The sequence below is a fragment of the Microcoleus sp. POL10_C6 genome (assembly GCF_036701585.1).
Classification (GTDB): domain Bacteria; phylum Cyanobacteriota; class Cyanobacteriia; order Cyanobacteriales; family Microcoleaceae; genus Microcoleus.
Genome location: NZ_JAUBRB010000012.1, coordinates 28,114 through 55,113, shown reverse-complemented (window position 1 = coordinate 55,113; position 27,000 = coordinate 28,114). Strand labels below are relative to the sequence as shown.

Sequence of the window (27,000 nt, the reverse complement as noted above, 5' to 3'; positions counted from 1 at the left end):
TAAATAACAAATAACAACAAACAACTAACAAATAACTACTCAGGTTTATCTTCAGATTCTAAGAAGATTTCGCCCCCTGGCTCATCGTAACTGTATAACTCTGCATAGCGACCCCAGTCAATAGCAGTTTTCAATTGCCGCATTGCTTCTTTGGGGCTAAAGTGGGCTTCGAGAATATCCAAAATCAACTCTTCAGAAATGCGGTGATTGCGCTTGACCTGAAGCATTCGATAAATTTGCTGTACGAGGCGAATATTGCTGAGAATTTGGGTGCGAACAATTTGTTTGCGCTGGTCAATGCCGCCGGCAATAAACTCAATGCCAACTGGAGTTAAAAGGAGGTCGCCTTCTTGAATTACCAGAAATTCCATTAATTTTGCTGCTTCCACGATCGGCAAAATGTCGTCAACCTCTAACATTAATTCTTGACCGAGGCGGTAGAGATCCTGCTCCTTTCGGTCTTCCAAGAGTTCCAACAGACCTGCGATCGCACCGGTTCGCACCTGCGGCAGAGATTGGTATTTAGCGCTTTGAGCGGGTTGAGGTTGAGACACAGTAGCGACACTTTCAGGCGGTGCAGTTACTGTTTCATAGCTCAAGTCGGGATTGGTGAGAATTTTGTAAACTTGGTCTACCAGAGCTTGAAATTCGGGAGTTTTACGATCGCGGTAATGCGGCAAAGTCACCGTCAATTCGGCGCGAATTCGCCCCGGGTTGCGGCCCAAGACTACAACGCGATCGGCTAAAATTACCGCTTCCTCAATCCCGTGAGTTACGATTAACACAGCTTGAGTCGGAATCTTTTTTTCCAGCCACAAATCTAATAACTCAAACCGCAAGTTTTCTGCCGTCAGCACGTCTAAAGCTGAAAACGGTTCATCCATACAAAGCAATTCGGGTTCTACCGCCAAAGCTCTAGCAAATCCCACCCGCTGCCGCATTCCGCCGGAAAGTTCTTTCGGATAAGCATTTTCAAATCCGTCTAAACCAATAATATCAATCATTCGCAAGGCTTTTTGCAGGCGCGGTTCGGCCAATTCTCCTTTAGCTTTTAAGCCTAATTCTACATTTTCTAGTACGGTCAGCCAGGGATAAAGGGCAAAGTTTTGAAATACAATTGCCACCCCAGGATTTAAGCCGACTAAAGGACGATTGTGGTAGAGAACTTGACCGTTGCTGGGCGGGATAAGTCCGGCAATCATCCGCATTAATGTTGATTTTCCTGAACCGGAGGGGCCTAGTAAAGCTACTATTTCGCCCGCTCGGATCTCTAAACTAATTGACTCTAAGATAGAGATTTTTTGACCGTTGGGCTGCTGGTAAACCTTGCTAACTCCTTCTAAGGTGATGAGACCCTCTGTTGCTGTTTTAACTACCACAATTAAACCTCCTATCTTTTGTTTGAGTTTAGTTATTAGTCAGTAGTCAGTAGTCAGTAGTTAGTAGTTAGTAGTCCGCAGTCAGTAGTCAGTAGTTAAAAACTCTGGCAAACTGATAACTGATAATGGCTAATTGATACCAGTTTTGTAAAATAAGCAACTGCCGAAAAGCCTTAACCATGATGCAGTCTGTCATTCTCAATCGAAAATCAAAAATGGTATGACTGGCGAGTATTCAGTCAATTTTCTGTGACAGGTGATCGCTTTTTCACCAGAAACAAGACTGGAAAAATAGCGAGTTGGAGCGCAACTGAAAATATAACCGGCTAAGTAATTGAGCGCTCGTAAACAATTATCATCGCCCAACTGCCCAGAAATCACGATCAGCCATAGCCTGTGTTAAAGATCCCATAGGCGGAACCTCTTTTGTTTGCAGGCACGAGTCGAGCTACGGCGGCTTTCAAAATCGATTCCTGGACTCCCATACCTATACCCTATAAAGTCATTCCTAGCAATTCCCTATGCCCATTTCCCAACAATACCAATGGGGCAAACAGTGAAGAAAAAATCACTGCAAACATCATGGCCCAAATGCCGAGGCGATCGAACTTGCCACCCAAAAATCCGGGCTGCGATCGCGTCACTCCCCATCGCCCAAGGGTAAAATATAGGAATCTAGCTGTCAAATGTGATTGCGCTTCGGTGAAAATCAGTCAAGTTGAGATGTGAGACTTCGGTGTGAGCGCTCAGTCGAAGGATGTGAGATTTTAGATGTACTCCACAGATTAATCTGGGAGCAGCAACAAAAGTCTAAAATTTGTATCTTTCCACCACAGGAGTCCGAGGCTTATATTCGTTTTTAGGTAGGGTTAAAGGGAATGAAGGGAAAATCCTCATAGCCATCACCAATCAGCCCTAAAGTATCTAAATAAACCCAAAACATCTCGATCACCCTTCCCCTTTAATTTTTAACCCTCCTGCTTCAAAATCGCAGGGAGGGAGATAGGTTCGCTGAAGTACCAACAGCACTGTCACCCCCAAAAAAGCTGGCACAGCCAAAATCGCAAAGCCGAACCGATAACCAAATTGCTTTGCCCATGCGATCAGCTATCATCAATAAGGAAGCTGGCGATCGCTATTGGATAAGGTGCAGTTGAGCGTCGTCCCCCTCGATTGATCGCGAAATGTTAACTACCTAAATTCTTTCTTATTCACCTTCACGGGTTATACACACAAAGAAGTTTGGGGCAATAAGGGGTTTGACAACTTATTACCTCGCGCGCATTAACAATTAATTAAAACTGTCCATATCACCTACCAGCAGTGATATAAATCCTATCGCTCCAACTATGGTTTCTGTTCAAACTGCCAATGTGTTGGGCTGGGATTTAGACTCTCATATCAAATCATGGAACAGGGAACAGGAAAACCATTTTATGTAGGAATGGATCTCAAAAGCTGCATCTGAATAGGGTAGAATTATAACAAACCAGATGGAACATTACAAGTTGCGTATTTTGGGATAAAAATTCTCTGCAATCTTAATTGCATTACGGAATGTTTAAACTTGTATCTTTTCCTTAACCATTTTATCTTCTTTACCAAATCTTTATTTTTTTTCTGTAGGGTCTTGTTATCGTTGCTTCAAGCGAGCTTACAGCACTTTGCAACAAGAGTGAAGTACCCCTTAGTTAAAAAATAGGTCTTTATGACACACTGCCCCTGCTGCTCGACTCAAATGCTCCGTCACGTTCGCCAGCATCAAATCTACTGGTTTTGTCGCCAATGTTGGCAAACAACACCTATTTACAATCTGAACAGATATTGCTCATCGCCCTCTCTTAATCTAGTTAGAGGGCTAGGGCTTAATGAACAACATTCTTTGTCGGTGGAATCTAATAGGTCACTTGAGGCAGATAAAGTTTAGATATTGTCTTATGCCTAACTGGTTTTCACGCTCGAAACTTTTTTTTATTGCCTCATTAAATTACCCAACTCTAGCCCAAGAAAGGGAATACAGATCTATTTATCTATCGCTTAATTTATGGTAATCCCTCGACTCAACGTAATTAGAAGTTTATGCCAAACACGACTTAAACGATTGCTACCTCTTTTGCTTGGTGTGGTGGCTTCTCTTGCTGTTTTATTTACGTGGCAACAGCTAACCATCAACGGAGAAATTCACATTGAGCAGTTAATTCAGCAGGAAGCCAATGCGATTCAGTCACAACTGACCGAAGAATTATCAATTCGGATGCTGACACTTCGGCAAATGGCGAATCGCTGGGAAGCCAATGGCGGTACACCAAAGGATCTTTGGGAAGCCGATGCTGAGGCTTATGTAAAGGATTTCTACGGTTATCAGGCGATCGCATTAGTTGATCCATTATTTAAAGTGCGATCGATTGTGCCACTGGCTGGGAATGAGGCAGCGCAAAACCTAGATCTTAATCTGGAAATGCGTCGCAAAATCACTTTGCAAGTGGCTCGTGATTTGCGTCAACCTATGTTAACTCGCAATGTTTCCCTCGTTCAAGGGGGTCAAGGATTTCTAGCAACTTTTCCTTTATTTGTAGGGGAGCGGTTTGATGGGTTTATTGTCGGAGTTTTTAAGTTTAAAACTCTATTTGACAGTATTTTAAAAGTGCCATTTGGGTACAAGGTGGCTATATATGATGACACGAATTTGATCTACGGTCAAGAGCTTTTGTCTCAATGTTTACCTCTTAAAACAGTTTTAATAAGAGCCTATAGTGCCGAGTGGCGAGTTGATCTTTATCCAAATTTAGATTTAGTAAAAGAGGGTAAATTTTATTTACCAACAGTTGTGTTAATTGGGGGATTGAGTTTAGTTTGGCTGCTGATTTTGGTCATGTATCTCGCACAAGTTAGTTATCGCGAAGTCCATCAATTCAAAAAAGCCAATCGCCAGTTGCAATGGGAAATTCACCAGCGACAACAGGCAGAAATTGCGATCGCTCGACTAGCTGCGATCGTTGAATCTTCGGAAGATGCCATTATCAGCAAAGATTTAGAGGGTGTAGTTACAAGTTGGAATGTAGGAGCCGAAACAATTTTTGGCTATACAGCGACCGAAATAGTAGGGCAATCAGGGAGAAAACTGATTCCCGCAGACTATCGAGATGAGGAAAACGAAGTTCTCACCAAAATCCAGCGAGGAGAACGCATCGAACACTACGATACAAAGAGGCTGAGGAAAGATGGAACATTAATCGATGTCTCGATGAGTGTGTCTCCCATTAAAGACGAAACAGGGAATATAATTGGAGCCTCAAAGATTGCCCGGAATATTGCTGACCGCAAACAAGCAGAAGCAGCACTACGTGAAAGTGAAGAACGCTGGGAACTTTCTGTACGCGGGAATAATGACGGCATTTGGGATTGGAATGTTCAAACCAATGAGATCTTCTTTTCTAGTCGCTGGAAGGAAATGCTGGGCTATGAAGACCATGAAATCCCAAACATTTTAGACCAATGGGTTAATTTGATACATCCCGATGATTTGGGATGGGTGATGCAAGCCGTTCAAGATCATTTTGCCAAGAAAACTCCTTTTTATATCACAGAACATCGCATTCGCTGCAAAGATGGTTCCTACAAATGGATTTTGGATCGCGGTCAGGCGCTGTGGGATGATGCAGGTAACGTAATTCGGATGGCTGGCTCTCACACCGACATTACAGAGCGCAAGCAAGCTGAAGTTGCTTTACAGGTAAGCGAAGCCAGATATCGGCAATTGATCGATAACTTAAATGCGGGTTTTGTGATTCATGCGACAGATACCAGCGTCCAATTATGTAATGAAACGGCTGCTGAATTACTAGGGTTTTCAATGGATCAAATACTGGGAAAAACCGTGAGCGATCCGGGATTGCATTTGGTACGCGAAGATGGCAGCGTTATGCCCCTAGAGCAATATCCCGTGAATCAGGTTTTATCCACGGGAAGTTCGCTCAAAAATTATGTTTTAGGAATAAAAAAAAGAAGTGATAGTTGTGTTTGGGTATTAGTTAATGCCTACCCTGAGTTAGATCAAAAGGGTCAAATCCAACGAGTAGTAGTTACGTTTATTGATATTAGCCAGCGTAAAAAAGTAGAGCAGGACATCCAAAACACTCGCAATTTCTTACAAGCACTGCTGGATAATTTACCGATCGCAATTTTTGTTAAGGACGCACAGCCTAAACAATTTGGCGTATTTCAGTTTTGGAATAAAACCAGCGAACGGTTATTTGGCATCTCAGCCGAAAAAGCGATCGGCAAAAGTGGCTATGATTTTTTCCCAACTGAACAGGCTATCTTTTTTGACCAAAAGGATAGAGAAGCCTTTGAGAAAGGTAAGACTGAGGATATTCTTGAAGAAGTCATTGACAGTCATAGTCTGGGCAAACGTTGGCTGCATACGGTGAAGATTCCCATTTACGACGAGCAGCATCAGCCCCAGTACCTACTTTGTTTTTCAGAAGATATCACCGATCGCAAACACGCAGAAGCAGAGCGTAAAGAAATGAGTGAGGTAATGCAAAATGCGGTGTCCGGCATTTCCAAACTGGATGTACAAGGGCGTTACCTCTATGTGAATAAAGCTTATGCTGACATGACAGGCTATCACCCAGAAGAAATGATCGGAATGTCCTGGGAAAAAACCGTAGATCCCGATGAGTTGAAAAAACTGGTTGCAGCTTATTGGCGGATGGTGCAAGAGGGCAGGGTTGAAGTTGAAACCAGAGGAGTTCGTAAAGATGGTTCGGTTTTTTATAAGCAATTGGTGATGATTTCAACTTACGACGAACAGCACCAATTTATGGGGCATTACTGCTTCATGAAAGATATTAGCGATCGCAAAAAAGCCGAACTTGCCCTAGAACAGGAACTCCTGCGGACTAAAACACTTTTCAACACTTCAATGGATGGTGTTGTGGTCATGAATCGCCTCGGAAAAGTCGTCGAAGCCAGCCCCAGTTTTGCGCGGATGCTAGGTTACAGCCTAGAAGAAACCCTGAATCTGAGTGTCTTTGATTGGGATGCTCAATTGACAAAAGAAGAACTACAGCTTTTCATCCTCAGAGACGAGATTATTCCTCTGTTTCAGACGCGACATCGCCGCAAAGATGGTTCTGTCTATGATGTGGAAATTAGCTGGGATCGGGTAGAATTAGAAGGTGAGATGATGAACTTCTGTATCTGCCGGGATATCACCGAACGCAAACAAGCCGAAATCGACTTACACATCTCTCAATCGCGATTTGCAGGAATTTTAGAGATTGCCAGCGATGCGATTATTTCTATCAATACCAATCAGCAAATTACTCTGTTTAACAAAGGAGCAGAACGAATTTTTGGTTACGCCGCTGAGGAAGTTTTAGGGAAACCCCTGGCGATGTTGATGCCCTCGCGCTTTGCAGAAGTTCACCATCAGCACATCAGCGAGTATACCCACAATGGCTCCTATGCAAGGCAAATGGCAGAGCGAGGAGCCATTTTTGGACGGCGCAAAGATGGCACAGAATTTCCGGCTGAGGCTTCCATTTCCCAGATCGAAATCGGCGGTGAAATTATTTTTACTACCTTTCTGCGAGATATTACGGCTCGACAACAAGCAGAGGAAGCTCTGCGCTATCAGAAAGAGATGTTTCAGGCGATCGTCGATAATATCCCAGTGATGATTGCTTTATTTAACAGGCAAGGTCAAATGGAATTGCTCAACCCAGAATTTGAAAACATTTTAGGTTGGTCCCTAGAAGATTGGCAGCAAAAAGATATCTTAGCTGAGTGTTATCCTGACCCAGTTGATCGTCAAAATGTCGGGAACTTTATGTTATCAGCAACCGGCAAGTGGCAAGATATGAAAACACTGACCGCCACCGGACAGCAATTAGAGACATCTTGGGCAAACGTGCGGCTTTCTAGCGGGCATTTTTTGGGCATTGGGCAAGATATTAGCGATCGCAAACAAAAAGAATTGGCACTGCAGCACGCAAGGGAAGCAGCAGAAGCAGCGAACTTGGCAAAAAGTACCTTCCTAGCCAATATGAGCCATGAATTACGCACTCCTCTCAACGTAATTCTAGGATTTGCTCAGGTGATGACCCATGACCCCTCCCTAACTCCCAACCAAAAACAAGACCTGGAAACAATTCGGCGCAGTGGAGATCACCTCTTGAGTTTGATTAACGATGTGCTGGATCTCTCGAAAATTGAATCGGGACACTGCACAGTTGAAGAAAGCGGATTGGACTTAATTGCGCTGCTGCATTCCCTCCGAAATATGTTGGCGGAACGAGCAAGTTCTAAAGGACTTGACCTTTGTTTCGAGATTGCGCCAGAAGTTCCCCAATTTATGCTTGTCGATGCTCAAAAACTGCGCCAGGTTTTGCTGAATCTGCTGAGTAATGCCATCAAATTTACCGATCGGGGAAGCATTAGTTTGCAAGTCAGCATTGAGGCGGACGGTACAGGGGCATTAACCACAACTCGGCCGATTCTCCAGTTTGTAGTCGCTGACACAGGTGTAGGGATGGCATCGGTCGAACTCGATACTATCTTCGATGCGTTTGTGCAAGCCCAAGCTGGGAGACGATCGATCGGCGGTACTGGGCTAGGTCTCACCATTAGCCGCAAATTGTTGGAACTCATGGGCGGAGAAATTTCTGTCAGCAGCACTCTGGGAGAGGGCAGTACCTTCACCTTTACCCTTCCCGTCAGCCCCATCAGTGGAGTTAATGTTACACCCGAAGAGAATAATCGCCTCGTGATTGGGCTGGCTCCGAGTCAAGCGGATCATCGCATTTTGGTGGTTGACGATCAAGCAGAAAATCGCTTGCTAATGGTCAGATTACTGACACAATTAGGATTAGAAGTAAAAGAAGCTACCAACGGACAGGAAGCGGTGCAGATTTGGCAACAATGGCAACCCGACCTCACCTGGATGGACATTCGGATGCCCGTGTTAGATGGATACGAGGCTACGAAGCAAATTCGGGCAATGGAAGACGGACAGAAGAGTATCATTATTGCACTTACGGCCCAGGCTTCCCAGAGCGATCGCGCCCTAGCCTTGGCTGCTGGCTGCAACGACTACATCAGCAAGCCCTTCCGGGAACAGACCCTATTTCTTAAGATGGGGGAATACCTAGGTTTAGAGTATGTATATGAGGAAGAGGACACAGAAAAAGGGGAACGGGGAACAGATTGTTTTCCTTCTGATCTCTGTTCCGTTGCCTCTTCCGTTTCTGATTCCCTCGATCCAATGCTTCTGGCGACATTACCAAAAGAATGGGTGGTTCAGTTGGAAGATGCTGCTTTATGTGGGGATGATTTTGCGATCGTTGGACTGGTAGCTCAACTTTCCTCAGAACTCGCTCAATTCGGTATTCATCTGACCGAACTCGCCAACCAGTATCAATTTGAGAAAATCCTTAATCTAATTCAACGTAATTTCCCAAGTGGAATCCGTCCATTGGATTTATAAGGTGTTGTGCAGTTAAACGTTTGATTAGGACTAGGGAATTAGGAACAGCTAAAAAGAATTAAATTTAATTCTTGGCAATTGGCAAAAAACTTCTTAATTTTTATTGATAACTACTGCTCTAAAATGCCTCATAAAATACCCAATATTTCCCAAATTACTCCTGGCTATTTAACAAATTTAGAGGAATGCAGTGACGAATCCGTGTACGCTCCCGGTCATATTCAGCCACACGGAATCGTTTTATTTATGCAACGAAACAACCTCAATATTTTACAAGCTAGTGAAAATGTCGAACAGTTTTTTGGAATTTCTGTCCAAGAATTATTAGGTCATTCATTGCCAAAAATATTTGGTCACGATCGAGTCCAAGAAATTGTCAGGCAGATCAGTCACGAACAAATAAACATTAATAATACTTTTGATATAAAAATACCTCTAAAAGACGGTAAAATTCAAACATTTAGAAGCACAGTACATCAGCTACCCGATGATTTGATTCTGGAGCTAGAACCCCAATTGACTGTTGAAAATAATCAGAAAATCGATTTTTATCATCATCTGCAAACAGTTATCCTCAACTTTCGCAGTGCGATCGATCTTTCGGATTTAGCTCAAACCATTGCTAGAGAAGTGAAAGCCATCACCGGGTTCGATCGCGTGATGGTATATCGCTTTGAAGCCGATGAGCATGGGGTGGTGATTGCCGAAGAGAAAGAAAGCTATTTAGAAAGCTACCTGGGATTGCATTACCCGGCGATCGATATTCCCGTACCCGCCCGCAAATTGTTTTACCGCAATTGGATACGCCAAATTCCCAATATCAATTACACCCCGGCCCGCCTAATTCCCACCAACCATCCCCTAACCGATACACCGCAGGATCTAACTGCTTGTGTGTTAAGGGGAGTATCTCCCTACCACCTTGAATATTTGCAGAATATGGGAGTTGCTGGGACACTGACAATTTCGTTAATTGACGATCGGCGCCTCTGGGGATTAATTGCCTGTCACCATTACAGCCCGCGATTGGTAGATTACGACACTCGCAAAACCTGTGAATTTTTAGGACAATTTGCCTCGATCGAACTGGTGCACCAGCAACAGCGAGAATTGAACCTTTACCGATCGCAGGCGAAAACTATTCAGGATCAACTTCAGCAGGCATTCCGGCGAGAGTCTAATTTTATCGAACAAGTATTGACCGAAAATGCTTCTCAATTGCTAGATTTAGTTCATGCTCAGGGAGCTGCAATTCTGCTCGATGGTCGTCTGACATTGGTAGGTAAAACACCATCTGAATCAGAAGTTTGCGAACTTGTGCAGTGGTTGCTGCAACAGAACAAAGAACGAGTGTTTGCAACAGCTTCTTTGTCTCAGTTGTATCCCCAAGCTAAGCAATTTAAGGAGCGAGGTAGTGGTGTTTTAGCAATCTCAATCTTGCTATGCTACACCATACAAAAGTCATACCACATTCTTTGGTTTCGACCCGAACAAATTCAAACCATAAACTGGGCTGGTAATCCACAGGATGCTGTGTCGATCGACGAAATTGGAAAAATGCACCTGTGTCCCCGCAAATCCTTTGAACTGTGGAAAGAGACAGTGCGGGAGATGTCTGAGCCGTGGCAGATTGCAGAGTTAGAAGGTGCCGCCGAAATGAGACATATCCTCATGCTGGCGGTGTTAGAATTTTCGCAAGCTGCCCTAGAACACGCTGCAGAAAGGGCAACTATAGCCAACCGTGCCAAAAGCCAGTTCCTTGCTAACATGAGCCACGAGCTCAGAACGCCACTCAACGCCATTCTGGGATTTACCCAGCTTATGAACCACAGCCCCTATATCCCAGAAGAATTTCAAGAGCATTTAGGGATCATTACCCGTAGTGGAGAGCACTTGCTGACATTGATCGACGATGTTTTGCAAATGTCTAGGATTGAAGCCGGGCAATTGGTACTGAGTCGAAGCTGTTTTAATCTGCATCGACTGCTGGGTTCTATTAACGAGATGTTCTCCCTCAAAGCGCCTGAGAAAGGGTTACATCTGAGCAGCGAGTGGGATGCTACTGTCCCCCGTTATGTTTGTGGAGATCAAGCAAAACTTCGCCAAATCTTGATTAATTTGTTGGGGAACGCGATCAAATTTACAACAACAGGAAGCATAGCCCTGCGCGGACGAGCTTTTTCATCAGATGATATGTCATCCGGTACAAATCGCGATCGCGCCACTAATCCACCCGATATTAAACCAACTATTACCCTGTCTCTCGAAGTTGAGGATACCGGATCGGGCCTTTCTCCCTCAGATTTAGAATCAATTTTTGACGCCTTCATGCAAACCAATCGCGATCGTCATGATCGAGGAACAGGTTTAGGACTGTCTATCAGTCGTGAGTTTGCGCGTCTGATGGGAGGCGATATCACCGTGCGAAGCACCCTAGATCGAGGCTCTACTTTTACCTGCCAAGTCGTTTTGGAACTACCAGAGTCCCTTGATTTAGAGGAACCTGAAATTAGCGATCGGATTATCGGGATTGAACCTGGGCAACCTATCTACCGAATTCTAGTAGCAGAAGACGTTCTAGAAAATCGGCAACTGCTGGTGACGCTGCTGCAGTCAGTTGGGTTTGATGTGTGTGCGGTGGAAAATGGGGTAGAGGCGATCAATCGTTGGCAAACATGGCACCCTGACCTGATTTTGATGGACATTCAAATGCCTGTGATGGATGGGTATGAAGCGACGAGACAGATTCGAGCGCAACAGTCATTAGTCATTAGTCATGGGTCATCAGCAGACACGAGAGAGCAAATGTCACAGGACAACAGACAAATGACACGCATCATTGCCCTCACTGCCTATGCTTTTGAAGACGATCGCACCGCCAGCCTGCAAGTTGGTTGCGATGACTACATTGCCAAGCCGTTTAATGAATACACACTTTTCGACAAAATAGCTCATCACTTGGGCGTCCGCTACTGCTACGCCGAAAAATTTCCGCCAGACTCATCAGCTTCGCCACCAAAGATATTTACTCCTGACTTGAAAACCATGCCCACCCAGTGGATTGCAGAAGTTCATGAAGCAGCACTCGATCTTAGTGATAATAAGCTTTATCAACTTATTGCTCAAATTCCCCAGGAGAAACAAGATTTCATCGAAGCGATGACATCTCTGGTCGATAACTTTCAGCTTGAAACGATCGCAACTCTCACCCAGATTTAGGAAGAAGACCATGACAACTCTATTCAAACTTGCCGCCCAAACGAATATTCTCATCGTGGATGATACCCCAGACAATCTGCGCTTGTTAGCCAAAATTCTAGAGTCACAGGGCTATATTGTGCGTAAAGCGCTCAACGGCAGAATGGCGCTCCAAGGTGTTCATCGCGACCCACCAAGTCTGATTTTACTTGACATCAATATGCCGGAGATGAATGGGTACGAAGTCTGCCAAAAGTTAAAAGCATCGGAAGCCAGTGCAGAGATCCCGGTTATTTTTATCAGTGCGATCGAGCGACTGGAAAACAAGCTACGAGCCTTTGAACTGGGTGGTGTAGATTATATTACCAAACCCTTTCAAGAGCAGGAAGTACTCATGCGAGTAAAAAATCAATTACTCATCCAACAGCAACGCCAACAACTGATCGAACAAAATCAACGTTTAGAACACGAAATTCAGGAACGTCTAAAGGCAGAAGCAGAAGTAAGGCAGCTATCCGTGACCGATCAATTAACTGGATTATATAACCGACGTGGCTTCTTTTTATTAGCAGAACAACAACTGAAAATTGCTCAACGCACGCAAACCTCTTATTGTATTTTGTTCGCTGACTTAGATGGTTTGAAAAAAATTAACGATACTTTCGGACACGAAATGGGAGACAGAGTAATTGTTGACGCCGCTCAAATATTAAAGCAAACCTTTCGTGACGCGGATATTGTAGCTCGACTGGGAGGAGATGAATTTGCTTTATTTATTACTAATTTTTCTAGTGATTCATCTACTAATTTTCAGAGTCGCCTGCAAGAAAATATAGATTGCTTTAATCAACAGTCCGAGCGAGGTTATATATCAATAAGTCTTGGTGTGCAGTTCGGGGAGTTAAATAATGAAGTTTTATTAGAACAATTGCTGGCAAAGGCTGACAAACTAATGTACGAGCATAAACGCACCAAACGCTGTTTGAATTCTTAACCGTTCTTTTGATAACCGCGAGATCGGAGCGCCATAAGCATTATTTATTAAATGTGAGTTCAACCGAGAAAGAGTACACTGAAAACAAGATAAGGAAACAGCTTGAAAACTTTAGCCCCTCAGCCGGAAAACACGATGCAGTACACATCATCACACCTAAACCTGACAGGGTGGCAACCGGGTTAAAAGCTCTAGGGAAAAGCCGTCCCGAAACGATTGGCAAACCACAAGGTGATATAATACCGGCTCAAAGCGTCGGCAACGGAACCTAAACTAATTGCGATCGGGTGGCGGAAATTTGGGTATTGCTGCATACAGCTATTGAACATTTGCTAGTTGAATTTGAGATAAATGTGAGATTCAGCGAACTTATGTAAAGTATTGTAGGATTAAATTGGCGATCGCTCTAGCTGTTCGCAATTAAAATTAAGAGAGAGTATTTATGCAAATTGTGCTGGCTGCCTTAGACGATAGTTTAGTTAGATCGTGGGAAAGCACTTGCGGCAGTATGGAAAATGTCAAGATACATCACGGTTCAATATTTGATGTGAAATGTGATGCTCTTGTTAGTCCGGGGAATAGTTTTGGTTTCATGGACGACGGCTTAGAGTTAGAAATTTCGGAATATTTTGGAGGGCAGGTTCTTGAACGCTTGCAAAAACTAATTCAGGCTCGACATCACGGCGAACTCTTAGTAGGAAGGGCAGAAATTGTAGACACCGATCATGCTGAAATTCCCTATTTAATCGCTGCACCAATTATGCGCGTTCCCACAGTTTTAAGAGAAACAGTAAATGTTTATCTAGCAACCCGCGCTATTTTGACTCTCGTAAAATTTGGCTCAGTCCCAGATGGAACGCCAGTCAAACATATCATTGAAACTATCGCTATTCCCGGCATGGGTACGGGAACGGGCAAAGTGCCAGCACATATCTGCGCCAATCAAATGAAAGTTGCACTCGAAGAGATCCTCTTATCTAAGTACGAATTTCCTCAATCTTTACTGCACGCTCAAAGATGTCACCACTTGTTATATACGGAAGAAAGCGAAGATTTGCACGGTGCAAATTGAAATTATTAAATTTGCCCGTTTTATTGTGTTGAGAAACCAAGTTTATTGGTGTTTTTTTTTAGGTATAGAGACTTATCACAAAATTAAGTGCGCTAAACCGTACCTGCAAGTTGGTGGTATCCTACACACGAGAGTAACTTTGGTAGATATAATGTAATAGAACTGAGGTCATTCCAACTAGGTAAACGCGGATACAAAAGTTGATCAAGCTGGAAAAAGAATTGCCTAGTTCTTATTAAATGCCAGAATTCCTTCTGGCGCTACACGTACAAAGTCTGTATAAAAAACCACAATTCGTTCTGGCGCTACACCTACAAAGTCTGCATCCAGGGACTGTGAGATTTTTTGAAAATGTTTACTACCACAGGAGAAGATTGAGATGACAGATCCAAAAGTAACCGAGGAACCAGTTTTAGAGGCAACTCTGGAAACGACGGAGCTCGTCAAAAAAGAGATGCCCGATGCGACTGATGAGGCGATCGCAGAAACTGCGGCGCTGTTTGAAGCAATTAAAAAACGCGCCACCGCCGAAGTGCAAGCAGCGGGCGAACTCACCCGCGAAGCTTATTTAAAAGCTGTGAATAAGGCCTCCGGGGCGATCGAAGAAAATAAGGATCTCGCCCACGAGAGATTCACAGAAGCAGTCAGGCTGATTAAAAAAGAAACTGAGAAAAATTGGCTGGTGGTAGATGCGATTAAAACGCGGGCGCAAGCGCAGGTGCAAGATGCCGGCGAAGTCAGTCGCGAAGCTTATTTGAAAGCAGTGCGACAAGCGCGAGAAGCGGTGGAACAAAATAAATTGATCGAACGCGATCGCATCGAACAAGCTGTTGACCACATTCAGACGGAAGCTGAAAAGAATTGGCACCTTATTGTGAAGCAAATTGAGTCGATCAACACTCGCTTGACAGAAACCGCTAAGTCTGCATGGAATGCGCTAACGGCGTTTTTTGACAAGAAGCATTAAACTCAGATATGACACCCTTTTAAAGAACAGGCAAGATGCCTGTTCCACAAAGATTGAATTTTCTTGTGGAACAGGCATCTTGCCTGTTCATAAAAGGTTTTGACACTAAGCGCTATAATCAAAAAGCTTTATTTTTAATCCATAACCCCCAACCATGAGAAGTTACTACTGCGGCGAACTGCGAAGCGAACACATCGGAGAGACTGTCACCCTTTACGGCTGGGTGGATCGCCGCCGCGATCATGGCGGGGTGATTTTTCTGGATGTGCGCGATCGATCGGGTATCGTGCAAATTGTCAGCGATCCTGAACGCACCCCGGATTCCTATCACGGGGCTGAGGCTTTACGCAGCGAATACGTGCTTAAAATTACCGGGCGAGTCACCGGCCGCCCCGCAGATTCCCTCAACCCGAAATTGCCTACGGGTGAGGTGGAAATTTATGCTGACGAAATTGAGTTGTTAAATGCGGTTCGCAAACAGTTACCGTTTCAGGTGGCGACGGCGGAAAATGAAAGCGTGCGGGAAGATTTGCGGCTGAAATATCGCTATTTGGACTTGCGGCGCGATCGTATGAGTCGCAATTTGCAGCTTCGCCACCAAGTCGTGAAAGCTATGCGCCGCCACCTGGAAGATGTGGGAGGTTTTATTGAAGTTGAAACACCGATTTTAACGCGATCGACTCCTGAAGGTGCGAGAGATTATTTAGTGCCCAGTCGCGTCAATTTGGGCGATTGGTACGCTTTGCCGCAGTCGCCGCAGTTGTTCAAACAATTGTTAATGGTTTCCGGTTTGGACAGATATTATCAGATTGCCCGCTGTTTCCGCGATGAAGATTTGCGCGCCGACAGACAGCCGGAATTCACACAATTAGACATGGAAATGAGTTTCATGTCTTTAGAAGAAATTCTCGAATTAAACGAAGGTTTAGTCTCCCAGATTTTCCAAAGTGTCAAAGGCATAGAATTGCCCCGTCCTTTTCCGCGCTTGACTTACGCGGAAGCAATGGATCGCTACGGTAGCGACAAACCAGACACTCGCTTCGGTTTGGAATTAGTCGATGTTTCCGATTTGATGAAAGATTCGGGATTTAAGGTATTTTCCGGGGCGGTTGCTGCGGGCGGAATTGTGAAAGTTTTGCCGATTCCCGGCGGGAATGATGCGATTTCTAACGTGCGGATTAAACCGGGTGGCGATTTGTTTAGGGAAGCCAGCGAAGCGGGTGCGAAGGGATTGGCTTACATTCGCGTGCGGGATAATGGCGAAATTGATACGATCGGCGCTATTAAGGATAATTTGACGGAAGCGCAAAAACAGGAATTGCTTGATCGCACGGGCGCGCAACCCGGTCATTTGTTGTTATTTGCTGCGGCTGACGCGACAACTGTCAATAAGACTTTGGATAGATTGCGTTTGTTTGTCGGTAACGAATTGGGATTGATTGACAAAGACAAGATGAATCTGCTGTGGGTGACAGATTTCCCGATGTTTGAATGGAACGCTGACGAGAAGCGTTTGGAAGCATTGCACCACCCGTTTACTGCGCCGCATCCCGACGATATTAATGATTTGAAAACTGCGAGAGCTCAAGCTTACGACTTGGTGTTAAACGGTACAGAAGTCGGCGGCGGTTCCCTGCGGATTTATCAGCGGGAAGTTCAGGAAAAGGTGTTTGAGGCGATCGGCTTATCGACTGAGGAAGCTTATAATAAGTTTGGCTTTTTGTTGGATGCGTTTGAGTATGGAACTCCGCCCCACGGAGGCATTGCTTACGGCTTGGATCGGTTGGTGATGCTGTTGGCTGGTGAGGAATCGATTCGCGATGTGATTGCGTTTCCGAAGACGCAGCAGGCGGGTTGTTTGCTGACGAATGCGCCGGCTGGGGTGGATGAGAAGCAGTTGAAGGAGTTGCAAGTGCGATCGACTTATACGCCCAAGTCATAAGCGAATGGGGACTTAGGCAAAGCCTATGTGTCATGCTGAGAGAAGGGAAGCATCTCGCTGGATGCTTCACTACACTGCGTTTTGTTCAGCATGACAGACACTATTCTGCGTCCTGGACTGTCATTGAGTCAAAACTTTGGCTGATACTGTATGCTAGAGTTACATTCCAGGTCTTGAGACTAAAAACGCTATAATTAGCATAATCGAAAATAGGTAAAAACGATGTCAACAGTTTATCGTTTAAAAGCCAGCGAACTCAATCATCATTTTTTAGAACAAATCAAGGCGACTTTTGGAGATAAAGAGATTGAAATAATTGTTTCTGAGTGTGATGAAACAGAATATCTTTTGAAATCAGAAGTCAACAAAAATAGACTTTTAAAAGCTATTGAAAATGTTAAAGAGGGGCAAAATTTAGTTGAAGTTAACTTACAGAATTTGCAATGAGCAGAAGAATTGTTTGTGAATCTTCTGCTTTTGCAGATTTTAATGAATGGGCAAAATTAGACAAAAAGATTTATCGCAAAATTGTAGAATTGATTAAAGATATAGACCGCTCACCGTTTGAAGGATTGGGAAAACCTGAACCTCTGAAATACGAGTTAAGTGGTTTTTGGTCTAGGCGCATTGATAACGAACATCGTTTAGTTTACCAAGTTACGGAGCAAGAAATTGCGATCGTGGCTTGTAAGTATTATTACAGTGAATAGATGTGATTGCGTTTCCGAAGACGCAGCAGCCGGGTTGTTTGCTGACAAATGCGCCGTCTGGTGTGGATGAGAAGCAGTTGAAGGAGTTGCAAGTGCGATCGACTTATACGCCCAAGTCATAATTATGAAACACCTTGACAATTTAACCATTCATCGGTTCCGAGGTCTGCGAGATTTAACTTTGCAGGACTTGGGCCAAATCAACATATTGGTTGGTGGGAATAACTCAGGTAAAACCAGTGTTTTAGAGGCGATATCAACCTATTGTCGCCCCTTAGATCCGCTGGAATGGCTGAACACATCGTGGCGGCGAGAAATCAAATATTCTCGCAAGCCAAGACTGGAGGCACTAAAATGGCTGTTTCCTCAAAAGAAAGAAGAAGAACAATTGGATTTTTACCAAATGGAAACTCGTGTTTCTGGTAATGGTAAGTTTCTAGTGAGAGAGTCGAGGGCAATTTACCAAGAATTTGAGGGAGTGGAATTATCGGATGATGACGAAAGTCAATCCTCAGACGATCTTGGATTTGATAATACTCTGCGAGGTGCAGAAATAGAGCTGAAAGCTATTATATCGGATTCACCAAATGAATTATCTGAATTTTTTGAAATTTGGGAAAATGAGCGTTTAACAAATCGGCGAATTCGCTCAGATGCAATGCTGTCAGTTGATACTGTGACACCTTTTTCTCACCGCATAGAACAGTCACAAGTTGGCTTGCTCTCAGAAGCTATTTTTCAGCGTTTTAAGCCGGAAGTGATTAAGCTATTGCAAGTGATGGATTCAGGAATTATTGATTTAGTGATTCTCTCGCATGGCGGCAATCGTAGCAGTCTCTATATTGACCACAAACAGGTGGGTATTTCACCATTAAGTTCTTTTGGTGATGGAGTACGTCGCTTGCTATTTATTGCTCTAACACTGACAAAAGTCAGAGGTGGAGTTTTGCTAATTGATGAGATAGAAACAGCAATTCATACTGAAGCACTTCGCAGTTCATTTGCTTGGATTGTGCAGTGGTGCAAGCAAATGAATGTTCAGTTATTTGCAACTACTCACAGTTTAGAAACAGTTGATGCGATGTTGGATGCTAGCGATACGGAGACGGACTTAGTTCTTTATCGTTTAGAGAAACAGGAGTCACAAACTAAAGCCGTTAGAATTGAACGGGAAAGATTGCAAAGATTGCGGGAGGATTTAGGTCTGGAGGTTCGCGTGTGAGATATGCCATTATTGGAGTAGAAGGCCCGCACGATCAGGCATTTGTCGGCAAGGTTCTCAAGCTTTTGGGTTTTAAAGATTTTCGGGAAGAGTGGGATAAATTGGATAAGTTGACAAGATTGGATATGTCAAAAGAATTGGAAAGTAAATTTGATAAATTCTGGCACAAATTTATTCCTAAGTATCCCAAACAAGGAAGCTTGTACAAACGTCTTAATATGCCTTCTATTCTGTTCACAGAGAGCCTATCGGTAGCAATTTATGAAGGCGAAGGAAGCAATATTGTGACTAATTTGGATGACATTTTGTCTGCTAATTCTGAGTATCAAACAAACTTGGCAGCATTCGGGATAGTTGCCGATTGTGACAAATCAACTCCCGATCACATTGTCGCAACATATTCTAACAAGTTCCGCAGTTATTTTCCTAATTTTCCAGTTAACCCTGGTGTTGTAGATACTAATAGCCCGCGTACAGGAATCTATGTTTTGCCAGACAATCAGCAGCAAGGTGTTTTAGATACTTTACTGTGCGAGTGCGGACAGATAGCTTATCCCGCGTACATGGAGAAAGCTAGTTCATATCTAAATGAGTTCTCACAATCAGATATAAAAGCTTTAAAATGGAAAAATTTCGATAGACAAAAAGTTTTAGTGGCTACTGTTGTCAGCGTTCTCAAACCCGGCAAAACTAATACAGCAAGTATTGCTGATAATAATTGGGTGAGCGAACAGACACAGCAGCAGGTTCCGGCTTTGGCAAATTTTATTGAATTTTTGAGCCAACTTTTGGAATTGAGTTAAGGGTCGATCGCACTTCTGGAATCCGTGCGATCGCCCTCAAAGATTACTCTTTCCAGTAACGGGTTAAAATCCGAATTACCTCACCCGCTATCGGCGATGGTAGAGGCGGGCTCCATTCCCCAACTTCTGCAAAACCTAAAACGTGCAACAGATTAACAATGCTGTCTACCGCTTTGGGAACGCCACACAACAGCAAACGAATCGGTTGTTTACCTTGAGGTACGTCAGGAATTTCTTCCCGGAGCAGTTCGGGAACTGATTTTGGCTGTGATATCATACAGTTTCTCCTAAATATGGGAGTTCAAGCCCCCACCGAACGATTGCAACTCCGACCGGTGGGGGTTTTGTTTTGTGTTAACTCTAAAGTATCACGGTAGGCACTCCGAGTCAACCTGTGAGGGTAAAATTGATACTGTAGAGGTTAAAAAAAGGTACAATAGGGCAGTAAAAGCACAAATAACAGCCTTGCCAGCAAAACTCCCCAGAATAGTTGTATATCTTCCAGAAGAACTTAAAGCAGACCTAGAGCGGTTAGCCAAATCGCATTATCGACCGGTCTCGAATATGGTGTTGACATTAATTCAAGAAGCAGTAGATGAGGCTAAATCTGAGGGGAGAATTCAAAGCGACGATCGATCGCAACCACAAAAAATCGACAGCGACGAGTAAAATGACATGGTGAACACGCTACCCCCAAACAATGTGAGTCCTGCAAAATCTCCCAGAGTTGCCTTTTACCCGCCGCCCGAAATCAAGGAAAAATTAGAGAAGCTGGCGAGTATTGAGCGTCGTTCGATTTCCCAAATGGCATTACTTTTGGTGGAAGAAGGACTCGAAAGAGCGCAGAAGGAAGGCAAGTTTAATGAATCCAAAGAATCCAAAGATGATTAATCCGCTGGAACAGGGCGGAAAGCCTGTTAAGCGAGAATCACCCTTGATGCGGGTTCAACTCCAAGCATCTGCGTTACCTTAGTTAATTAACGCACTCCCCAAGTAAATTCATGCTTCCCCGCATCCAAGAATTAGCCGCCACCCTAGCACCCCGCTTAATCGAAATTCGCCGCCACATCCACTCCCACCCCGAACTCAGCGGCCAAGAATATCAAACGGCCGCCTACGTAGCCGGAGTCCTCGCTTCCAGCGGAGTCCGCGCGATCGAAGGAATCGGCAAAACAGGAGTGCTCGGCGAAATCAAAGGCTACAGCAGCGAGTCCCGGTGGCTGGCAATTCGCACCGATATGGACGCTTTACCGATTCAAGAACGCACACACTTAGAATTTGCCTCCCGCAACGAGGGAGTCATGCACGCCTGCGGCCACGACATCCACACCACCGTCGGTTTGGGCGCAGCCATGATATTGTCTCAGCTAGGGGAAAAATTGCCCGGTCACGTCCGCTTCTTGTTTCAGCCGGCGGAAGAGATTGCCCAAGGTGCTCAATGGATGATTAAAGATGGGGCGATGCAAGATGTTGACGGCATTCTCGGAGTGCACGTTTTTCCGACCATTCCCGGCGGTTGCATCGGTATCCGCCACGGGGCCCTGACGGCGGCGGCAGATGACCTAGAATTGATTGTGATGGGCGAATCCGGCCACGGTGCGCGTCCCCACGAGGCGATCGACGCAATTTGGATTGCTTCTCAAATAATTACCACTTTGCAGCAGGCAATTAGCCGCACGCAAAATCCTTTGAGGCCACTGGTTTTGACGATCGGGCAAATTAACGGCGGACGAGCGCCGAACGTAATTGCCGATCGAGTAAAATTATTGGGAACCGTGCGATCGCTCCATCCGGAAACCCACGAAAACCTGCCGGCTTGGATCGAACAAATTGTTTCTAGCGTTTGCGCGACTTACGGCGCTAAGTACGAACTCACCTACAAGCGCGGCGTGCCCGGAGTCCAAAACGACCCAAAACTCACGCAATTAGTCGAAACTGCGGCTTTAGAAGCTTTAGGTCGATCGCGCGTCCAGATTTTACCAGAACCATCCCTCGGCGCGGAAGATTTTTCCATGTACTTAGAACACGCACCGGGAACCATGTTTCGCTTAGGAGTGGGACTGACTGACAAACCCAACTATCCCCTCCATCACCCGCAATTTGAGGTCGATGAAGCGGCCATCGTCACCGGCGCTGTCACCTTGGCCTATGCCGCCTACCAATATTGGAAACAGCATCCAGGTTCACACTAATAGTCTTCGACGTATGGGTGGTCAGCTAACTAACCGTAGGGTGCTTAGTGGGAAAAATGTTTAGTCTCTGGTAATAACATTCAGCCCTGATCCACCCTACAATAACTACAAAAACTAATTTAGAAAATTTTATGAACCTAGATTTCGATCGATTCTGCGACGCCTGCAACCCCACTCACTCCCTGATGTTGGGCAATGCCGAAGATCAGCGATACTACATTGATTTTGCTGAGGTGCGCGGCGGGAAAATCATTAACCTACTCAAACGAACAATTACCCGCGTGTCACCAGATAAACGGACTTGCCAATTATTTAGCGGACATATTGGTTGCGGCAAGTCTACTGAATTGTCGCGACTGCAAAAAGAGTTGACTGATGAGGGATTTCATGTAGTTTACTTCGAGTCAACACAAGACCTCGATGAAATGGATCTCGATTTGACGGATATCATGTTAGCGATCGCCCGGCGAGTCAGCCAAAGCTTGGAAGAGGGTAAAATTTCCTTGCAGCCCCAGGGTTTTAAAGAATTCTTAAAAAATAGTTGGAAAGTTTTACAAACCCCTGTGAGTTTAGAAGCTGAAGGAGAACTTTTTGGCAGCAAATATAAGGGCAATACAGACGGAAATCTGGAAGCTTCTCTGCCTTTAGGCATCGCCAAAATTACTGCCAAAATCAAAAGCAATCCCGACTTGCGTTCTACACTGAGACAGTACATGGAACCGCAAGCGAATAAAATGTTAGAACTGATTAATCAAGAAATTATTGATGTAGCCATTAATCAGCTAAAGCAGCGGGGTAAAAAAGGATTGGTGGTGATTGTTGACAACTTAGACCGGATAGTTTTTCGACCCAATGCAGCGGGGCGACTGTTGCCAGAATATATCTTTATTGACCGGGGCGATCAGTTGCGGCAACTGAATTGCCATTTAGTTTATACCCTGCCGCTGGGATTGATTTTTGGCAATGAAAGTGAAATTTTGAAAAATCGATTGGGAGGCGGAGTTGACCCGAAAGTTTTGCCGATGGTAGCAGTAAAGAATAGAGACGGCAGCGAATGTGTTGAGGGGATGAATTTGCTGCGGCGCATGGTGATGTCGCGGGCTTTCCCTGATGTGCCAACCGAGGAACACATCACATTAATTACCGAAGTTTTTGACAGTCCTGAAACTTTAGATGAATTGTGCCGAGTCAGCGGCGGTCATTTGCGAAACTTGATGGGGATGCTGTTTGGTTGCTTGCAGCAAGATGACCCTCCCATTTCGCAAAATGTGTTGAAATCAGTGATTCGCAGTGCCCGTGACACTCTGAGGAATGGCATTGATAATGATGAGTGGGAATTACTTTTTAAGGTGGTGAAAGAACAAAGCATTAAGGGAGATAAAGAATACCAAGATTTGCTGGGAAAGCTGCGAGTTTTTGAATATGTAGACACTCAAGGAAATTGGTTTGCGTTGAATCCGCTGTTGATGGAAACTGACAAATTTAAGCTGTGGCAGCAGCAAAATTGTTGAGATTATGGTAAACTCAAATCTAGCCGAAGATATTGCAGTAGAAAATGAGCGCTCGCTCTCTACTTTAGTAAGGACGATCGCCCGCTTTCAAGGAAAGTTTTCTTTAACTATAGTGCGCTGTAATTATGCTAGCTTGCGTTCTGCCATGCTGGAAAAGCTGCGCGAGCTCTCGACTGTTGAATATCAAGAATTAGCCCTCGAACCTGCTACCAAAACACTTTATCAAACCATTCTCAATGCCGCCCAAAAGCAACCGCCGAAAGCTTTAATAGTTTTCGGTATAGAATCGGTGGTTGCTCTTGATGACCTCTTAGCGGGGGCTAATAGAGCGCGAGATCAATTCAAGCAAGATTTTGCTTTTCCTTTAATATTATGGGTGACGGATTCCGTACTGTCTAAATTCAGTCGATCGGCAAATGATTTGAAGTCTTGGGTTCCTGCTCCAATTCAGTTTACCATGCCGCCCGAGGATTTGATGAATTTGTTGCAACAACAAGCAAGTCAAGCTTTTGCTGATGTTGAGAATTTCAAATTAGATGACTGGGAAATTGAGTCCTTGAAGAATGATTTGCTAAATGCAGCATTAGACCAGGAATTGCAAGCTAGTTGGCAATTTATTCAGGGTTTAGTTGAAGTTCAGAAAAATCAAATAGATTTAGCACTGGAACATTATCAGCAAAGTTTGAAATTTTGGCAGCAAAATCACCAGTTAGAAAGACAAGGAATTGTCTGCCAGAGAATTGCTCAAGGTTACAACCGGAAAGCTGAATTGCACCGGGCAGGGAATCAAAATTATTGGCAAGAAGCGAGAAAGTATTTACAGCAATCTCTGGAGAGTTTTGAGCAAGCGCAGCGACATGATCTAGCTGCGAAATGTATTAGCGAACTTGGCGAAGTGCTGCGGCGTTTAGCAGCTTGGGAAGAGTTGCAAAGTTTAGCTAAAAAAGCTTTAGAAATGCACGAAAATTACGGCACTCCGAGTCAAGTAGCTGAAGATTACGGCTTTTTAGCTGAGGTGGCGCTGCAACAATTTCAGTGGAAAAAAGCTTGCCAATCGGCTAAATTAGCATTGTCGGTTTTGGCACAAGCAGGAATAAATAAAAAACAGACTGGTTTGTATCTGCTACTTTTGGCAAAAGGGCAGCGAAATCTTATCCCCTGTTCGGCAGTTAACCCCCCCCAACCCCCCCAAGCTTCGGGGGGGAGTCAGTCAGTATTTTCCCGTCTTGAGATTATAGAAACTTTAACACAAGCGAAAGTAATTACCCAGCCTCAAGATGATGTGCAGCTTTATCTGAGGATTTTAGAAGAGTTGAGAACTCTGTATTTTGAGCAAGGCGAATATTTAAAAGCATTTTACCTTAAACTCGAACAACAAGCAGTTAAAAGCAAATATGGATTGCAAGCTTTTATCGGTGCAGGTCGCTTGCAGCCGCCGCAACAAACAATTGATATCGGTTTAGAATCTGGTCTGTCAAAAGCTGAAATTGTTGAGGAAATTGAAGCTGCTTCCGGGCGGGCGCAGGATATTAAACGGATAATTCAACGGATAGGTACACCTGCTTGCAAGCTGACAATTATTCACGGACAATCTGGAGTAGGAAAAAGTTCTATTATTCAAGCGGGGTTAGTTCCGGCACTGCAACTTACAACTTTTGAAGCGCGGGATGTATTGCCTGTTTTATTGCAGTCTTATCACGATTGGGCGAGGGATTGCGGTCAGCGTTTGAGTTCCGGAATTAAAAAAATAAAAGGTGTGAGTTTATCTACTCCTATTGACACGTCGGCAGCTATTTTGGAACACTTACGACAGAATGAAAAGCGCAATTTGACGGTACTAATCTTTGACCAGTTTGAGGAATTTTTCTTTGCCGATCCAGACCAAACTAGCAGGAGAGAGTTATATGATTTTTTGGATAAATGTTTAAAGATTAGCGATATTAAAATTATCCTGTCGCTGCGGGAAGATTATCTTTACAATTTATTAGAATGGGAGCGGGCGAGCAATTCGTCAATAATTGATAACGACATTCTCAATAAAAATATACGCTATTACTTGGGTAATTTTTCGATAGCCGATGCTAAAATTGTTCTCCAAACCTTAACAAAACGCTCTCAACTTGACTTATCCGAAGATTTGGTCAACGCACTGGTAAAAGATTTAGCAGGTGAAGTGCGGGAAGTGCGGCCGATCGAACTTCAAGTCGTGGGAATGCAACTGGAAAAAAGGCAGATTACTCGACTGACTGAATATCAGCAGCTTGGCAATGAGGCTAAGGTCAAACTGGTTGAGGAATTTTTAGCAGAAGTTATCGACGACTGCGGGAAGGAGAATAAAGATACTGCCGAATTTGTCTTGTACTTGCTGACGGATGAAAACAATACTCGTCCTCAGAAAACTTGGGTTGAATTAGCAGCAGGTTTAGGAAGCGAGGCAGAAAAATTAAAGTTAGTTTTAGAGATTGTGGTTAAATCGGGATTGGTGTTAGAAGTGCCAGCAACTCCCATTGAACGCTACCAACTTGTTCACGATTATTTAGTACCTTTTATCCGGAAACTGCAAAGTTCGGACTCACAATTACGCCAAAAACTAAAGCAGACTGAAACTGAAAATCAGATATTAGCAGAGGCGCGGCAGAAAACTGAAACTGAAAATCAGATATTAGCAGAGGCGCGGCAGAAAGCAGAACAGTTGTCAGCAGCAGCAAAGCGACAAGTTAAATGGCTAACTACTATTGGCGCAACGATATTTAGCATTAGCTTAATTGGCGCTGTCACCCTAATGGGAGTAGCGTGGCAGCAAGTCAACAAGGCAGAGAAATTGACCAAAGTAGAGCGATCGGCAAGTGATGCTTTGAGACTGTTTGAGTTGCACAATAACCAAATAGATGCTTTAATCTCAGCCGTAAATACTGGGAAAGAACTTAAAGCTACAGTTAAAAATGTTCGTTCTCTTGCCGATTACCCGATATCTACTCCCCAGATAGCCCTAAGTCAGATTCTCGACAACATCCGAGAACAAAATCGGTTTAAAGGACATCAAAAAACGCTATCGAGTGTCAGTTTTAGTCGCGACGGCAAATACATCGCTACGGCATCAGCAGACAAAACAGCAAGGTTGTGGGATGTCACGGGTAAGTTGATACAAGAATTTAAAGGACATCAAAAAGGGGTATCGAGTGTCAGTTTTAGTCGCGACGGCAAATACATCGCTACGGCATCACATGACAAAACAGCCCGGTTGTGGGATGTCACGGGTAAGTTGATACGAGAATTTAAAGGACATCAAGATGCAGTATTGAGTGTCAGTTTTAGTCGCGACGGCAAATACATCGCTACGGCATCATCGGACAAAACAGCCCGGTTGTGGGATGTCACGGGTAAGTTGATACGAGAATTTAAAGGACATCAAGATGCGCTAATCAGTGTCAGTTTTAGTCCCGACGGCAAATACATCGCTACGGCATCATCGGACAAAACAGCCCGGTTGTGGGATGTCACGGGTAAGTTGATACGAG

The 27,000-nt window shown here is 44.3% G+C and carries 19 protein-coding genes; 16 read left to right on the top strand and 3 right to left on the bottom strand.

Annotated features, from left to right (window positions below; translation table 11 throughout):
* Window positions 1–35: 35 nt before the first annotated feature.
* A complete protein-coding gene (locus QUA34_RS09180; protein WP_333323748.1) occupies window positions 36–1,379 on the bottom strand; it encodes a nitrate/sulfonate/bicarbonate ABC transporter ATP-binding protein in 1,344 nt (447 codons plus the stop codon).
* A 426-nt stretch (window positions 1,380–1,805) separates the two neighbouring features.
* On the opposite strand from QUA34_RS09180, the gene QUA34_RS09175 reads away from it, so the two are divergent.
* The 4 genes from QUA34_RS09175 (at window position 1,806) to QUA34_RS09160 (ending at window position 13,063) form a co-directional block, all read left to right on the top strand.
* Window positions 1,806–2,108, top strand: coding sequence for a hypothetical protein (locus QUA34_RS09175; protein ID WP_333323749.1), 303 nt, complete (start codon window positions 1,806–1,808; stop codon window positions 2,106–2,108).
* A 1,372-nt stretch (window positions 2,109–3,480) separates the two neighbouring features.
* Window positions 3,481–8,871: a PAS domain S-box protein gene (locus tag QUA34_RS09170; RefSeq protein WP_333385850.1), complete on the top strand. Its 5,391-nt coding sequence runs from the start codon at window positions 3,481–3,483 to the stop codon at window positions 8,869–8,871.
* Between the two features lie 123 nt (window positions 8,872–8,994).
* On the top strand, window positions 8,995–12,090 hold the full coding sequence (locus tag QUA34_RS09165; RefSeq protein WP_333385847.1) for an ATP-binding protein: 3,096 nt from the start codon (window positions 8,995–8,997) through the stop codon (window positions 12,088–12,090).
* A 10-nt stretch (window positions 12,091–12,100) separates the two neighbouring features.
* A complete protein-coding gene (locus QUA34_RS09160) occupies window positions 12,101–13,063 on the top strand; it encodes a diguanylate cyclase (protein ID WP_333323754.1) in 963 nt (320 codons plus the stop codon).
* 191 nt (window positions 13,064–13,254) lie between these two features.
* Here the strand turns inward: QUA34_RS09160 and QUA34_RS09155 are convergent, their stop codons facing one another.
* The gene (locus QUA34_RS09155; protein WP_333385844.1) at window positions 13,255–13,377 is read right to left on the bottom strand and encodes a hypothetical protein; all 123 of its coding nucleotides are present in this window, start codon (window positions 13,375–13,377) and stop codon (window positions 13,255–13,257) included.
* 128 nt (window positions 13,378–13,505) lie between these two features.
* On the opposite strand from QUA34_RS09155, the gene QUA34_RS09150 reads away from it, so the two are divergent.
* The 7 genes from QUA34_RS09150 to QUA34_RS09120 all read left to right on the top strand — a co-directional run bounded on the left by QUA34_RS09150 (window position 13,506) and on the right by QUA34_RS09120 (window position 19,779).
* Entirely contained in the window at window positions 13,506–14,135 is a 630-nt protein-coding gene (locus QUA34_RS09150; RefSeq protein ID WP_333323758.1) for a macro domain-containing protein, read from the top strand.
* Between the two features lie 379 nt (window positions 14,136–14,514).
* Complete coding sequence (locus QUA34_RS09145) at window positions 14,515–15,102, top strand: hypothetical protein (RefSeq protein WP_333323759.1); 588 nt, start codon at window positions 14,515–14,517, stop codon at window positions 15,100–15,102.
* A gap of 154 nt (window positions 15,103–15,256) precedes the next feature.
* Window positions 15,257–17,044 (top strand): aspartate--tRNA ligase, encoded by a 1,788-nt coding sequence (gene aspS / locus QUA34_RS09140; RefSeq protein ID WP_333323760.1) that lies wholly within the window; start codon window positions 15,257–15,259, stop codon window positions 17,042–17,044.
* A 222-nt stretch (window positions 17,045–17,266) separates the two neighbouring features.
* On the top strand, window positions 17,267–17,491 hold the full coding sequence (locus QUA34_RS09135) for a hypothetical protein (protein WP_190655705.1): 225 nt from the start codon (window positions 17,267–17,269) through the stop codon (window positions 17,489–17,491).
* Entirely contained in the window at window positions 17,488–17,754 is a 267-nt protein-coding gene (locus QUA34_RS09130) for a Txe/YoeB family addiction module toxin (RefSeq protein ID WP_333323762.1), read from the top strand. The genes QUA34_RS09135 and QUA34_RS09130 overlap by 4 nt, the downstream gene beginning before the upstream one ends.
* A gap of 124 nt (window positions 17,755–17,878) precedes the next feature.
* Window positions 17,879–18,976, top strand: coding sequence for an AAA family ATPase (locus QUA34_RS09125; protein ID WP_333323764.1), 1,098 nt, complete (start codon window positions 17,879–17,881; stop codon window positions 18,974–18,976).
* Window positions 18,973–19,779: a DUF3226 domain-containing protein gene (locus QUA34_RS09120; protein ID WP_333323766.1), complete on the top strand. Its 807-nt coding sequence runs from the start codon at window positions 18,973–18,975 to the stop codon at window positions 19,777–19,779. The genes QUA34_RS09125 and QUA34_RS09120 overlap by 4 nt, the downstream gene beginning before the upstream one ends.
* Before the next feature lie 43 nt (window positions 19,780–19,822).
* Here the strand turns inward: QUA34_RS09120 and QUA34_RS09115 are convergent, their stop codons facing one another.
* Window positions 19,823–20,056, bottom strand: a complete 234-nt coding sequence (locus QUA34_RS09115) for a hypothetical protein (RefSeq protein WP_190663608.1) — start codon at window positions 20,054–20,056, stop codon at window positions 19,823–19,825.
* Between the two features lie 188 nt (window positions 20,057–20,244).
* On the opposite strand from QUA34_RS09115, the gene QUA34_RS09110 reads away from it, so the two are divergent.
* The 5 genes from QUA34_RS09110 to QUA34_RS09090 form a co-directional block, all read left to right on the top strand.
* The gene (locus tag QUA34_RS09110; protein ID WP_333323768.1) at window positions 20,245–20,448 is read left to right on the top strand and encodes a ribbon-helix-helix domain-containing protein; all 204 of its coding nucleotides are present in this window, start codon (window positions 20,245–20,247) and stop codon (window positions 20,446–20,448) included.
* Between the two features lie 6 nt (window positions 20,449–20,454).
* Window positions 20,455–20,670, top strand: coding sequence for a ribbon-helix-helix domain-containing protein (locus QUA34_RS09105; protein WP_333323770.1), 216 nt, complete (start codon window positions 20,455–20,457; stop codon window positions 20,668–20,670).
* A gap of 110 nt (window positions 20,671–20,780) precedes the next feature.
* Window positions 20,781–21,971 (top strand): M20 family metallopeptidase, encoded by a 1,191-nt coding sequence (locus QUA34_RS09100; protein ID WP_333385838.1) that lies wholly within the window; start codon window positions 20,781–20,783, stop codon window positions 21,969–21,971.
* Between the two features lie 131 nt (window positions 21,972–22,102).
* A complete protein-coding gene (locus tag QUA34_RS09095; protein ID WP_333385835.1) occupies window positions 22,103–23,482 on the top strand; it encodes an ATP-binding protein in 1,380 nt (459 codons plus the stop codon).
* Window positions 23,483–23,486: 4 nt separating this feature from the next.
* Window positions 23,487–27,000, top strand: a 3,514-nt coding sequence (locus QUA34_RS09090) for an nSTAND1 domain-containing NTPase (RefSeq protein WP_333385833.1), incomplete at its 3' end; no start/stop codon positions are given.